Source organism: Azospirillum oryzae (genome assembly GCF_008364795.1).
GTDB lineage: Bacteria > Pseudomonadota > Alphaproteobacteria > Azospirillales > Azospirillaceae > Azospirillum > Azospirillum oryzae.
Map to the genome: position 1 here is coordinate 71,811 of NZ_VTTM01000005.1, position 13,119 is coordinate 84,929.

11 protein-coding genes are annotated in these 13,119 nt (G+C 69.0%); 8 read left to right on the forward strand and 3 right to left on the reverse strand.

Annotation, left to right across the window (positions count from 1 at the left end; translation table 11 throughout):
- Position 1: 1 nt before the first annotated feature.
- Positions 2–715, reverse strand: a complete 714-nt coding sequence (locus FZ938_RS15765) for an exopolysaccharide biosynthesis protein (RefSeq protein WP_149199445.1) — start codon at positions 713–715, stop codon at positions 2–4.
- 221 nt (positions 716–936) lie between these two features.
- Entirely contained in the window at positions 937–1,398 is a 462-nt protein-coding gene (locus tag FZ938_RS15770; protein ID WP_246458104.1) for a response regulator, read from the reverse strand.
- A 194-nt stretch (positions 1,399–1,592) separates the two neighbouring features.
- On the opposite strand from FZ938_RS15770, the gene FZ938_RS15775 reads away from it, so the two are divergent.
- Both FZ938_RS15775 and FZ938_RS15780 read left to right on the forward strand, forming a co-directional pair.
- Positions 1,593–3,719 (forward strand): ATP-binding protein, encoded by a 2,127-nt coding sequence (locus tag FZ938_RS15775; RefSeq protein ID WP_149199446.1) that lies wholly within the window; start codon positions 1,593–1,595, stop codon positions 3,717–3,719.
- Between the two features lie 70 nt (positions 3,720–3,789).
- Positions 3,790–4,398 (forward strand): transcriptional regulator, encoded by a 609-nt coding sequence (locus tag FZ938_RS15780; RefSeq protein WP_149199447.1) that lies wholly within the window; start codon positions 3,790–3,792, stop codon positions 4,396–4,398.
- 45 nt (positions 4,399–4,443) lie between these two features.
- Here FZ938_RS15780 and FZ938_RS15785 read toward each other — a convergent pair whose 3' ends face one another.
- Positions 4,444–4,947, reverse strand: coding sequence for a helix-turn-helix domain-containing protein (locus FZ938_RS15785; RefSeq protein ID WP_149199448.1), 504 nt, complete (start codon positions 4,945–4,947; stop codon positions 4,444–4,446).
- Between the two features lie 585 nt (positions 4,948–5,532).
- Between FZ938_RS15785 and fliF the strand changes: the two genes are divergently transcribed.
- From fliF to flhA, 6 genes are read left to right on the forward strand one after another with little or no spacing between them, the layout of a single operon-like run.
- Positions 5,533–7,194, forward strand: a complete 1,662-nt coding sequence (fliF, locus tag FZ938_RS15790; RefSeq protein WP_149199449.1) for a flagellar basal-body MS-ring/collar protein FliF — start codon at positions 5,533–5,535, stop codon at positions 7,192–7,194.
- A 47-nt stretch (positions 7,195–7,241) separates the two neighbouring features.
- Positions 7,242–8,018, forward strand: coding sequence for a FliH/SctL family protein (locus tag FZ938_RS15795; protein ID WP_149199450.1), 777 nt, complete (start codon positions 7,242–7,244; stop codon positions 8,016–8,018).
- 34 nt (positions 8,019–8,052) lie between these two features.
- The gene (gene fliN / locus FZ938_RS15800; protein ID WP_085083374.1) at positions 8,053–8,370 is read left to right on the forward strand and encodes a flagellar motor switch protein FliN; all 318 of its coding nucleotides are present in this window, start codon (positions 8,053–8,055) and stop codon (positions 8,368–8,370) included.
- A complete protein-coding gene (locus FZ938_RS15805; protein WP_149199451.1) occupies positions 8,370–9,311 on the forward strand; it encodes a motility protein A in 942 nt (313 codons plus the stop codon). The genes fliN and FZ938_RS15805 overlap by 1 nt, the downstream gene beginning before the upstream one ends.
- A gap of 4 nt (positions 9,312–9,315) precedes the next feature.
- Complete coding sequence (locus tag FZ938_RS15810; RefSeq protein ID WP_149199452.1) at positions 9,316–10,875, forward strand: sigma-54-dependent transcriptional regulator; 1,560 nt, start codon at positions 9,316–9,318, stop codon at positions 10,873–10,875.
- Between the two features lie 40 nt (positions 10,876–10,915).
- The gene (flhA, locus tag FZ938_RS15815) at positions 10,916–13,087 is read left to right on the forward strand and encodes a flagellar biosynthesis protein FlhA (RefSeq protein ID WP_149199453.1); all 2,172 of its coding nucleotides are present in this window, start codon (positions 10,916–10,918) and stop codon (positions 13,085–13,087) included.
- Positions 13,088–13,119 lie beyond the last annotated feature (32 nt).

Consider the following 13,119-nt stretch of genomic DNA (forward strand, 5'->3'; position numbering starts at 1 on the left):
CTCAACCGATCAATTGTTGCGCCACGGCGACCGCCGCCTGCCCGAGACCGAGCAGGACGGCGGCGATGATGGCGATGGATAGAAGGCCGGCGATCAGGCCGGCCGAGACGAAGGCACCGTCGGCTTCCATCAGCCCCAGCGCGATCAGCGCGATGGCGAAGGCGGGGGGCTGGTTTCCGAAGATGATGGGAAGGGACAGGATGCCGGCCAGCACCATCACCGCCAGCCCCAGCATCCGTTCGGCGGTGGGACCGGCCAGCGCCGGCATGCGTGGCCGCAGGTGCCGCTCCGCCCGCTCTGCCCACGGCCTGGCCCGACGGATCACGCCCAGGAAGGCCTTGCGGTCGAAGGTGACCGCCAGCATACGGCGCGGCAGCCATGGGCCATGCCGGCCCAGCGCCATCTGGGCGCCGAGCAGGATCATCGGCACGCCGGTGGCGGTCGACAGGCCGGGAACCGGCAGCACGTTGGGAATGGAGAGGATCAGCAGCAGCGCGCCGAAGGCACGGTCGCCCAGCGCATCCACGACCTCGCCGAGCGAGATGCGGGAGGGGACGGCCGGATCGTTTGCAAGGGGATCGCCGGTGGCGGTTTCGGCACCGCGCGTCAGGAAGTCGTCCAGCAGGTCCGAAACGCGCGCACAGCTCCCTTCCGCACTGGGATTGGGTGCGTCGTACGACCTGGGGGACGACCCGGGAGGTCGATCTTTGCTCACGGCTCTCCCCGATGCCGGAAACGGGATCGGAGCGGGCCGGGCGAAGGATGGCAGGAACCCATGGACCTTTCGCGTCGCGGCGGTAGTGATTTCCCTTCTACAGGAAGGGCGGCGAAAGCGCCAGCGCCGGTTGAGGCCCGGCGGGAAACGGTAGGAAGAGCGCCCCCTGCCCGTCCTCAATCCCCCGTCCCCAATTTCCCGTCCCCAATTTCCCGTCCGGGCTATTGCCGCTTCTGCATGACGAAGGTCAGGCGCTTCGACAGGTCGGCCTTTGACACCGGCTTCACCAGATAGCCGGAGATGCCGTAGGCGATGGCGCGCTTCACCACATCCGCCTCGCGGTGGCCGGTCAGCACCAGCACCGGCAGGTCGGCCAGCGGGTTGCCGGTGGCGGTGCGCAGGGCGTGCAGCAGGTCCAGCCCGGTCATCCGCGGCATTTCCAGGTCGCAGATCGCCACGTCGACGTCCTCGCCGTTCTTGCGCAGGATGTCGAGCGCCTGAACGCCGTCCGCCGCCTCGAACACCGTCCGCAGCCCGATGTCGTGCAGCAGCCGGTAGATCAGCTTGCGGGTGAAGTCGTCGTCCTCGACAAGAAGCACACCGAGATCGTGTATCGTCCGGACCTGGCGGGTCCGTCCACCTGCCTCCACCACCATGACGCTCTCCGCTCCGCCTGTGTTCATCCGGACGCTGGCCGCGCGGCCGGACGACACAGTTTTCTGGAAGTATTGTTGCGCAGTCGTTAACGGAATCGCCATTGCCGGACCGCGGACACAGGGATCCCGCCGACGGGGAATGGCAATCGGGCACGCAACGTCCTATCCTTGCCACCCGCCGCAAGGCCAGCCCTTCCGAACCGATCAGGACCGCTCCTCCCTTGACCCCGCCGCCCGCCGCCCCCCTGTCCCCCTTCGGCAGTTCGCCCGACGCGGCCATGCTCGCCGCCGTGGTGGAGGCCAGCGGCGGCGGCATCGCCGTGTCCGACGCCACCCTCCCCAACCACCCCATCGTCTATTGCAACCGCGCCTTCCAGGAGATGGTCGGCTATGCGGCCGACGAGGTGATCGGCCAGGATGGCAGCTTCCTGCAGGGGCCGGCCACCGATCCGGAAACGGCGGCGGCGATCCGCGCCGCCCTGGCCCAGGCGCGGCCCTTGTCGGTGGAGGTGCTGAATTACCGCAAGGACGGCACCGCCTTCTGGAACGCGCTGAGCCTGCGGCCGGTGCCGGGGCCGGATGGGATGGCGCGCTGGATCGCCGCCTCCTGCGCCGACGTCACCCACAGCCGCCGGTCGCAGGAGGAGTTGCGAGCCGCCGAGGAGCAGCTGACCAAGCTGGCGGCGGAGACCTTCGCCCTGGCCGAAAAGCTGGACGGCGCGCGGGAGGAGGCGGAGGCCGCCCGCATCGCGGCGGAGAACGCCAGCCGCGCCAAATCGCGGTTCCTGGCGATGATGAGCCACGAGCTGCGCACGCCGATGACCGCGGTGATCGGCATGGGCGACCTGCTGATGGGCAGCGGGCTGAACGACCAGCAGAAGGCCTTCGTCAAGACGCTGCGCTCGTCGGCCGACACGCTGATGACGATCCTGAACGACGTCCTCGACTTCTCCAAGATCGAGGCGGGACAGCTGACCCTGGAAGAGATCGACTTCTCGCTGCCCCGGCTGGTGGAGGACGTGGTCCAGCTGTTCCTGGTGCGGGCGGCGGCCAAGGGGCTGAGCCTGTCGGCCTCCATCGCCGAGGACACGCCGCGCCACATCCGCGGCGACCCGACCCGGCTGCGGCAGGTGCTGTACAACCTGGTGTCCAACGCCATCAAGTTCACCGACCGCGGCGCCATCGAGATCGCGGTGTGGTCGCCCGACCCGCCGGCCGGCCAGCGGGCCGACTCGGCAGGCGCCTCGGGCTTGCCGGACGGCCCCGTCACCCTGCGGTTCGAAGTGCAGGACAACGGCATCGGCATGACGGCGGAACAGCGCGCCCGCCTGTTCGACGCCTTCGTCCAGGCCGATGTGTCGACCAGCCGCAAATATGGCGGCACCGGGCTGGGGCTGGCGATCTGCAAGCGGCTGGTGGAGGCGATGGGCGGCGAGATCACCGTGACCAGCGCGCCCGGCCGCGGGTCCACCTTCCGCTTCTCGATCCGCAGCCGGCTGGCGGAGGCGCAGCCGGTCACAGACTTCGGTTCCCGGCCGGCCCTGTCGGCGGCCGATCTGCCGGAGCCGACGCGGGTGCCGCTGCGGCTTCTGCTGGCCGAGGACAACGACATCAACCGCATGCTGATCGTCGCCATGATGACCCGCATCGGCCATCAGATCGACGCGGTGGCCGACGGGCGGGCGGCGCTGGCCGCGGTCACGGCGGCCGATTACGACGCGCTGATCCTGGATATGGAAATGCCGGTGCTGGACGGCCGGTCGACGGCGCGGGCGATCCGCCGGATGGACGGGCCGGTGGCGCGCATCCCCATCGTCGGGCTGTCGGCCGACGCCCTGCCGGAGCATCGCGACGGCCATATGGCCGCCGGGCTGGACGCCTATCTGACCAAGCCGATCGACTGGGACCAGCTGAACGCCGTGCTAATCGATCTGGCGACCCGGCCGCAGGACGGGCGGGTGGTGCCAATGCCCAGCCGCCCGCCGGCGGAAGGCGGCCAGTTCTCGTCCCTGCCGCTGGTCGACCGGGTGAAGCTGGCGGAGTTGCGGCTGGCGCTGGGCGGCGAGGCGCTGGACGGCATGCTGCTGCTGCTGCCGGAGACGGCGTTGCGCGAACTGACGGCGATCCGCTCCGCCCTGCAGGCCGGCCGGCCGAAGGAGCTGAGGCAGGCGGCCCACACGCTGGCCGGGCTGGCCGCCAACTTCGGCGCCCCGCGCATGGCCGCCATCGCACGCGCCATCAACGACAGCCCGGCCGACACCGAGAAGGTCGCAGCATTGCTGCCCCTGCTGGAAACCACCGTCGCCGCCACCAGCAGCCTGGTGCGCGAACCGGCGGGAGGGGATTGAGGGCCCTATAAGGGTTTCCGCCGGACGCGCGGTTGAGCGGCGCGGGACCGATCTGCTAGAGACTCAGGCCATGAAGAAAGCAACGCCGAAGCGGCGCGGCGGGTCGCCGCGCGTCACCCATCCCGACCAGTTCGATCTGCTCGACGTGCCCGAGCCGACAGCGGTGATGATCACCTATTCGGGCCGGACGGTGGATCTGGAGCGGCCGGATTTCAGCCCCTTCGACATCGAGGACATTGCCCGCCCGCTGGCCTACCAGTGCCGCTTCGTCGGCAACACGCAAGCCTTCTTCAGCGTGGCCCAGCACTGCGTCCTGGCCAGCCGGCTGGCGCCGCAGGGCTATGCCTACGACGCGCTTATGCATGACTGCGAGGAGGCCTTCACCGGCGACTGGCCGACGCCGTGGAAGGTGCGGATCGGTCGCGAGGCCATCCGGCAGGCGGTGGAGCCGATCAAGAGCGCGCTCGCCCTGCGCTTCGGCTTCCGCCATCCGGAGCCGAAGGCGGTCAAGCTGGCCGACCAGCGGGCGCTGGCGACCGAGCTGCGCGACCTCTGCGCGCCGCACCGCGTCAACTGGCGCGACTTGCCCGACCCGGACGAGGCCGCCATCGTGCCGCTCGGCCCGGAGGAAGCGATGGCCGATTTCCTGGAGCATTACCGGCGGCTGAAGCCGGCCTGAGACCAGCGGCCTGAGACTGCCGGCCTGAGACTGCCGGCCTGGGGGTCAGGCGTGCCCGCCCTGCTCCGCCCGGCGGCCACGGCCGCGCTTGGGTGCCGGCGCCGCGCCGGAGGAGGCACCGTCGGCCTGCTGCTCGGCGCACCGCTCGGCAAGCTCGCGGATGGCCGCGCGGATCTGCGGATCGCGGATGCTCTGGAAATAGCGCGCCAGCATCAGCGCCTCGCGCGATTGCAGCGTGTTCTCCTGCTCCTCGCCGCCGCCGGTCGCCGGCATCTCGCCGCCCTCGCCCGCCTGCTGGCGATTCTCCAGCCCTTCGAAGAAGACGGAGACGGGCACGCGGAAGAACTGGCCCAGCTTGAACAGACGGCTGGAAGACACGCGGTTGAAGCCGCGCTCGTACTTCTGCAATTGCTGGAAGGTCAGCCCAAGCGCCGCGGCGACATCGCTCTGGCTGAGGCCGGCGAGCATGCGCAGCTCCCGCAGGCGCTGGCCGACGAACACATCGACCTCATTGAGGCCTTCCTTCTTTTCGCGCCCACGCCGTTTCATGGCTTTCCCCCTTCGATCCTGTACTGGCCCGTACCGGTCCCGGCAGCCGAATCCTCGCGACGCCATCCGGAACGCCTCCACTGGCGCCGAAGCTTAGGAACACGTCGCCGGGAAGACGAATCGGCCGATCGCGGGGACGGAATGCAACTCAGCTATGACCGCGACATGCCGATGTCAACCGCGGCTGGACCAGTTACCTCTTTTGGGCAGGTGGGTTTTCGCGGGAACCGGCCGGCAGGTCATAGGGCCGCACTCATTTCGCGCATTGAGCGGTATCGTCCTACCCACAGTCGCGTCTGCCGGGCGGCTCCGCCCACGCCCGGAAGCGGCTGCGGCATTGTGACCCGAGGTTGCGGCCGAAGCCGTTGCACAGCCGCCGCAGGGCTGCAACATTTGCGGGGCACTAGGCATATTTTGCCGGGCGCCCGGCAAAAACTGCCGCCGATTAACCCTCTCTTCATCAAGACGCCGCAGCATGCCCCGACATAGGCATGCCCGGCGCGGAACTTGCACAAACCGTCTCGCAATCGCGAAACGGAGACGTGTGGAGAGTATGCCGGGAAGATTTCCGATCGGGGACCGCGCGTGAACAACCTGCTGCAGACCTTGCGCAATCTCGGACCCGCACGCCTTGCGGCGATCGGCGGCGTCGGGCTGTTGCTGATCGGATTCTTCGTCTATCTGACCACCCGGCTGTCCACGCCGGAAATGGAGCTGCTCTATTCCGACCTCCAGCAGTCGGAGGCGGCGGCCATCGCCAAGAAGCTGGAGGAGGCCAAGGTCCCCTACAGCGTCGACAAGTCGGGCACCAAGATCACCGTCCCCGCCGATCAGGTCGGGCCGATGCGCATGCGCATGGCGGCCCAGGGCCTGCCGTCGGGCGGATCGGTGGGCTACGAGCTGTTCGACAAGGGCGAGGGGTTCGGCGCCACCAGCTTCATGCAGAACATCAACCACCTGCGCGCGCTGGAAGGCGAGATGGCGCGCACGGTGCAGACGCTGAACGGCGTCATGCAGGCCCGCGTGCATCTGGTGCTGCCCAAGCGCGAGCTGTTCGCCCGCCAGCAGAACCCGGCGACCGCCAGCGTCTTTCTGAAGCTGCGCCCCGGCGCCAAGCTGAGCCGCGAGAACATCCAGGCGATCCAGCAGCTGATCGCCGCCTCCGTCCCCAACCTGGACCCCAACCGCATCTCCATCGTCGACGACAAGGGCAACCTGCTGGCGCGCGGCACCGGCAGCGACACCGCCGAAGCGATGATGGCGAGCGCGGAGGAGAAGAAGCAGGCCTTCGAGGGGCGGATGGCCCGCACCATCGAGGATCTGCTGGGCCGGACGCTGGGCTACGGCAAGGTCCGGGCCGAGGTGTCGGCCGACCTCGATTTCGACCGCATCACCACCCAGTCGGAAATCTTCGATCCGGAAAGCCAGGTCGTCCGCTCGACCCAGACCGTCAACGAATCGAACGAGAGCAGCGACCGCGACCCGCTGGCCCCGGTGACGGTGGACCAGAACCTGCCCACGGCGCAGGCCAGCAGCAGCGCCAGCCCGCTGTCCTCCAACAAGTCGTCCCGCGCCGAAGAGACGATCAACTACGAGATCACCAAGACCACCAAGTCGCATGTCCGCGAGGCGGGTCAGGTGCGCCGCATGTCGGTCGCCGTTCTGGTCGACGGTACCTATCAGACCAGCAAGGACAACGGGCCGACCTACCAGCCGCGCAGCGAGCAGGAGATCGAGAGCATCAAGGCGCTGGTGCGGTCCGCCGTCGGGCTGGACGCCGTGCGCGGCGACTCGCTGGAAGTGGTGAACATGCGCTTCTGGTCGCCAGACGACGACGTCCAGAAGCCGGAAGAGCTGTTCATGGGCATGACCAAGGACGACCTGTTCCGCATCGCGGAGATGGTCGTGCTGGGCATCGTCGCCGTCCTCATCATCCTGCTGGTCATCCGCCCGCTGATCTCCCGCGCCTTCGAGAAGGCGGAGATGCAGGAGGAGGACGAGATGGACCGCCTGCTGACCGATCAGGCCGGCATGCCGGCCGCGCTCGCCGCCCCCACCGGCGCGCTGGCCCAGGATCTGGCGCTGGAAGCGGCGCAGGCCGACGAGGAGCTGGAGCAGATGATCGACATCAACCGGGTGGAAGGCCGCGTCCGCGCGTCCTCCCTGCGCAAGGTCGGCGAGATCGTCGACAAGCATCCGGAAGAGGCGGTCTCCATCCTGCGCAACTGGCTGTATCAGGAGAGCTGAGCGATGCCGGCCTCCGTTTCCACTGACTTCGGGGAAGGACCGCGGCGATGAGCGTGCGCAAATTCCTCTTCGACGAGTCCTTCGACGTGGACGCCGTCCCCCGCATGACCCATGTGGAGGACGACGACCTGCTGCCCGAGGACGAGCTGTCGGCCCATCCGGAACCCGAACCGGAGCCGGAACTGCCGCCCGCCCCCACCTTCGGCGAGGAGGAGCTGGCCGCCGCCCGCGCCCAGGCCTATGAGGAGGGCATGGCCGCCGGCAAGTCCGAAGGGACCGCCGCCGGCTACGGCAAGGGCTTCACCGACGGCATGGCCGCCGGCCAGAACACCGGATACGAGCGTGGCAAGGCGGAGATCGAGGCGACGGTGAACAACCGCATCGCCAACGCCCTGTCGCAGATCGCCGACGGGGTGCAGCGGCTGCTGGCGGAGCGCGAGGCGGGCAACGCCGCGCGCGGCGAGCAGCCGGTCCATCTGGCGCTGGCCATCGTCCGCAAGCTGCTGCCGGAATGGGCGCGGCGCGGCGGCATGGTCGAGGTGGAGGGAATGGTCCGCACCTGCCTGACCGACCTGATCGACGAGCCGCGGCTGGTCATCCGGGTGGCGGAGGACACGATGGGTCTGGTGCGCGACCATCTGGACGAAACGGTGGGCGCGCGCGGTTTCGGCGCCAAGCTGATGGTGATCGGCGACCCGTCGATCGCCCCCGGCGGCTGCCGCATCGAATGGGCCGAGGGCGGCATGGAGCGGGACACCGCCCAATTGCTGGCCGAGATCGAACGCCGTGCCGCGCACATGCTGGAGGCTCCGGCCCCCGTCTAAGGGGTGTCCGGAATGAAGGAGGTCCGAGACCGACATGCCGAGCGACAATTTCTCGCTGAACGATCTGCAGGGTGGCGACGGCGACGACTATGCCAGCCCCGGAATCACCAAGGATCTGGAGGCGGTGTACGACATCCCCGTCCAGATCTCCGCGGTGCTGGGCAAATCGACCATGCAGGTGGCGCAGCTGCTGAAGCTGGGCCGCGGCGCCGTGGTGGAGCTGGACCGCAAGGTCGGCGAGGCCATCGACATCTACGTCAACAACCGCCTGGTCGCCCGCGGCGAGGTGGTGGTGGTGGAAGACCGGCTGGGCGTGACCATGACGGAAATCATCAAGTCGGACCGGGGCTGATGGCGGTTTCGTCCGACAGCACCGCGTCCCGTGCGAAGGCGACCCCGGCCGGCGGCCCCCGTGCCGCGGCCCAGGGCGAGCCGGCCGCCAACACCGGCGCCCATACCGGAGCGGCCGCGCCGGGGCGGAGCGTGCGGCTGCGCGGCGGGCTGGACGTGGCGACGCTGGTCGGGCTGGCCGCCGCCGCCGCGGTGATCCTGATCGCCATCACCACCGGCGGCTCGGCCCGCGCCTTCCTCGATCCGCCGTCGCTGCTGATCGTGCTCGGCGGGACGCTGGCGGTCACCACCGCCTCCTTCTCGCTGGGCGACGTGGCGGTGGCGTGGAGGAACGCGGCGGCGGTGCTGGTCCACCAGACGCTCGACCCCAAGGGCGTGGCGCGGCAGGTGATCCTGCTGGCCGAGGCCGCCCGCCGGGCCGGGCCGGAGACCCTGCGCAACGTCCTGCCGGAACTGCGCGGCGAACCTTTCCTGCATCGCAGCGTCACCCTGATCACCGAGGGGCTGCCGCCCGACGCCATCGAGCGGATGCTGACCGGCGAGGTCGAGGCGACCGCCGGCGGCCACGGCAAGAGCGCCGGCGTGCTGCGCCGCGCCTCGGAAGTGGCGCCGGCGATGGGGCTGATCGGCACGCTGGTCGGTCTGGTGCAGATGCTGGGCAGCCTGAGCGACCCGTCGGCCATCGGGCCGGCGATGGCGCTGGCGCTGCTGACGACCTTCTACGGGGCCGTGCTCGGCAACGTCGTCCTCGCCCCGCTCGCCGCCAAGGTGGAGCGGGCGGCGGAGGAGGACGCGCTGGTCAAGACCCTCTATACCATCGGCGCCGTGTCCATCGCGCGCCAGGAGAATCCGCGGCGTCTGGAGATGCTCCTGAACGCCGTCCTGCCGCCTGGAAAGCGGATCCAGTATTTCGACCGGGAAGCCCCGAGAGTGGGAGCGTAAGGCTATGCGTCTGCTGATCGTTGGAACGTTGGAAGGCTACATCACCGCCGCCGGCAAGATCGCCATGAAGCGGGGGGCCAAGGTGTCGCACACCGACAGCATCGAAGGGGCGCTGAACGCCTTGCGTACCGCCGCCGGCGCCGATCTGGTGATGATCGACGTCAAGCTGGACATCGCCACCTTCATCGACAGCCTGAAGGCGGAGCGGATCACCATCCCGGTGGTCGCCTGCGGCATCGGCACCGATGCGGCCGCCGCCGTACGCGCCATCCGCGCCGGCGCCAAGGAGTATCTGCCGCTGCCGCCCAATGCCGAGCTGATCGCCGCGGTGCTGGAGGCGGTGGCCGAGGAGAGCCACTCCATCGTCTGCAGCGACCCCGCCATGCTGGCGACGCTGCGGCTGGCCGAGCAGGTGGCGCCCAGCGACGCATCGGTGATGATCACCGGCGAGAGCGGCACCGGCAAGGAGCTGATGGCCCGCTTCATCCACCGCAAGAGCCGGCGGTCCAACGAGCCGTTCGTCGCGGTGAACTGCGCCGCCATCCCGGAAAACCTGCTGGAATCGGAGCTGTTCGGGCATGAGAAGGGCGCCTTCACCGGCGCCGTCGCCCGGCGTCTCGGCAAGTTCGAGGAGGCCAACAACGGCACCCTGCTGCTGGACGAGCTGTCGGAGATGCATCCGCGCCTGCAGGCCAAGCTGCTGCGCGCCATCCAGGAGAAGGAGATCGACCGCATCGGCTCCAGCCAGCCGGTGAAGGTCAATGTCCGCCTGATCGCCACCTCCAACCGCAATCTGGAGGCGGAGGTCCGCTCCGGCAATTTCCGCGAGGATCTGTACTTCCGCCTGAACGTGTTCAGCGTGGCGATCCCATCCTTGCGCGAACGCCCGGCCGACATCCCGATGATCGCCGAGCATTTCCTGAAGAAATACGCGGAGGCCAACGGGCTGGGCGACAAGCGCCTGACCGAGGACGCGATGCTGATGCTGAAGTCGCATCACTGGCGCGGCAACGTGCGCGAGCTGGAAAACACCATGCACCGCGCCGTCCTGCTGTCGCGCGGCGAGGAGGTCGGGCCGGAAGCGATCATGCTGACCAGCAAGCTGCTGGCCCCGGAAGGCAGCGCCCAGGCCTCCATCCCCAGCGATTCGCCGGTCGCCAACCCGTTCGCCGGACCCGGCGGCACGGTGCCGGCTGCGCCGTCACAGCCGCAGCAGCCGTCCGCCCCGCTGGTGGTTCCGCCGCCGGGCGCCCTGCCGAACAGCTACGGCCCGCCGAAGGGCGGCAAGCCTGGTCCCTATGGCATGGCGGCCAACAGCAGCGCGGCGGCAGCAGCCAGCGCCGGGACCAGCGGTGCCGGTCTGGCGGCGCTGATCGGCCGCACGGTGGCGGATGTCGAGCGCGACCTGATCCTGGAGACGCTGACGCACTGCCTGGGCAACCGCACCCATGCCGCCAACATCCTGGGCATCTCGATCCGCACGCTGCGCAACAAGCTGAAGCAGTACGGCGACGAGGGCCGCAGCGTGCCCACCCCGGGCAACGACGAACGGGCGACGGCCTGACTCCCGTCCGGGACCGGGGACCTGAGCGGCGGGAGCATCCATGGCGCTGACGGAGCATAATGGTGGCGGCGGGGGCGGCGGTCCCGGCAACATGGCCGCCTTCGGCGAGATGTGGGCGGTCACCAAGGCGTCGCTGAAGCGCGGCGACGTGGCGATGGCCATCGGCATCCTGATCGTCGTGGTCGGCCTGATCATGCCGCTGCCCAGCGTCATGCTCGACATGATGCTGGGGCTGAACATCACCGTCTCCATCCTGATCCTGATGGTGGTGCTGTTCATCGAGAAGCCGCTCCAGCTGTCGTCCTACCCGACGATCCTGCTGATCACCACGCTGCTGCGCCTGTCGCTGAACATGGCCTCGACGCGCCTGATCCTGACGCAGGGGCATGAGGGCACGTCGGCCGCCGGCCATGTGATCGAGGCCTTCGCCAGCCTGGTCATGGGCGGCGATTTCGTCATCGGCGTGATCATCTACGCCATCCTGACCATCGTGAACTTCAAGGTCATCACCGCCGGTTCGGGCCGCATCGCCGAAGTGGCGGCGCGTTTCACCCTCGACGCCATGCCCGGCAAGCAGATGGCCATCGACGCCGACCTGTCGGCCGGCATGATCGACGAGGGCACTGCCCGCGCGCGGCGCAAGGAGCTGGAGGACGAAAGCGCCTTCTTCGGCTCGATGGACGGTGCGTCGAAGTTCGTGAAGGGTGACGCCGTCGCCGGCCTGATGATCATGTTCATCAACATCATCGGCGGCGTGACCATCGCGGTGCTGCGCCACGACATGCCGGTGATGACGGCGCTGGACACCTTCACCAAGCTGACCATCGGCGACGGTCTGGTGTCGCAGATCCCGGCGCTGGTGATCTCGATCTCCGCCGGCTTCCTGGTGTCGAAGGCCGGCATGGGCGGCTCCACCGACAAGGCGGTGGTCGGCCAGCTGACCGGCCACAGCCAGGCGCTGGCCCTGTCGGCCGGCGCCATCGGCGTGCTGGCCCTGCTGCCGGGCATGCCGATCCTGACGCTGGCCCCGGTCATCGGCGCCGTGGGCTTCGCCGCCTGGTACATGCCGCGCCTGCGCGCGAAGAAGGAGGCGGAAGAGGCCGCGGCGGCAGAGGAAGCAGCGGCGGGCGGCGGCGCGGCGGGCGGCATGCCCGGTGCCGGGCCGGCGCCGGACGAACCGATCGCCACCGCGCTCGCCATCGACCTGATCCGGCTGGAGCTGGGCTATGGCCTGCTGTCGCTTATCAACCAGCCGCAGGCGGGAAGCCACCGGCTGACCGACCAGATCAAGGGCCTGCGCCGGCAGATCGCCGGCGAGGTCGGCTTCGTCATGCCGGCGGTGCGCATCCAGGACAACCTGCAGCTTCCGCCCAACACCTACATCATCCGCGTGAAGGAGATCGAGGCCGGGCGCGGCGACATCCGGCCCAACATGCTGCTGGTGATGGACCCGCGCGGCGACGCCATGAGCCTGCCCGGCGAACAGACGGTGGAGCCGACCTTCGGCCTGCCCGCCATCTGGATCGAGCCCGGCTATCGCGAGGAGGCGCTGTTCAAGGGCTACACCGTGGTCGACCCGTCGACCGTGGTGACCACCCACCTGACCGAGCTGATCAAGGACAACATGCCGGAGCTGCTGTCCTTCACCGAAACGCAGAAGCTGCTGGACGAGACCGACAAGGAACACCAGAAGCTGATCGCCGATGTGGTGCCCAGCCAGATCACTGTGGGCGGATTGCAACGGGTGTTGCAGAATCTCCTTGCCGAACGGGTTTCGATCCGGGATCTTCCCACCATATTGGAAGGGGTATCCGAAGCGACCAGCCAGACCCGCAGCATCACCCAGATCACCGAGCATGTGCGGTCCCGCCTTGCCCGGCAGATTTGCGACGCGAACACGAACGAGATGGGCTTCATCCCGCTCGTCACCCTGTCGCCCGAATGGGAGCAGGGGTTCGCCGAATCGCTGGTGGGCGACGGCGACGACCGGCAGCTGACGATGGCCCCGTCCCGCCTGCAGCAGTTCATCACCTCCGTCCGTCAAACCTTCGAGCGACATGCCATGATGGGCGAGAGCCCCGTACTGCTGACCAGCCCGCTGATCCGGCCCTTCGTCCGCTCCATCGTCGAGCGGTTCCGGCCGGCGACCGTGGTCATGTCGCAGAACGAGATCCACCCGAAGGCCCGCATCAAGACCCTGGGGCAGATCTGATGGCGCGTGCCCGTCCCCACCCCTTATCTGAC

Coding starts and splice junctions, on each gene's coding strand:
- FZ938_RS15770 (WP_246458104.1), bottom strand. CDS start 1,398: ATGAACACAGGCGGAGCGGAGAGCGTCATGGTGGTGGAGGCAGGTGGA.
- FZ938_RS15780 (WP_149199447.1), top strand. CDS start 3,790: ATGAAGAAAGCAACGCCGAAGCGGCGCGGCGGGTCGCCGCGCGTCACC.
- FZ938_RS15785 (WP_149199448.1), bottom strand. CDS start 4,947: ATGAAACGGCGTGGGCGCGAAAAGAAGGAAGGCCTCAATGAGGTCGAT.
- FZ938_RS15795 (WP_149199450.1), top strand. CDS start 7,242: ATGAGCGTGCGCAAATTCCTCTTCGACGAGTCCTTCGACGTGGACGCC.
- fliN (WP_085083374.1), top strand. CDS start 8,053: ATGCCGAGCGACAATTTCTCGCTGAACGATCTGCAGGGTGGCGACGGC.
- FZ938_RS15805 (WP_149199451.1), top strand. CDS start 8,370: ATGGCGGTTTCGTCCGACAGCACCGCGTCCCGTGCGAAGGCGACCCCG.
- FZ938_RS15810 (WP_149199452.1), top strand. CDS start 9,316: ATGCGTCTGCTGATCGTTGGAACGTTGGAAGGCTACATCACCGCCGCC.
- flhA (WP_149199453.1), top strand. CDS start 10,916: ATGGCGCTGACGGAGCATAATGGTGGCGGCGGGGGCGGCGGTCCCGGC.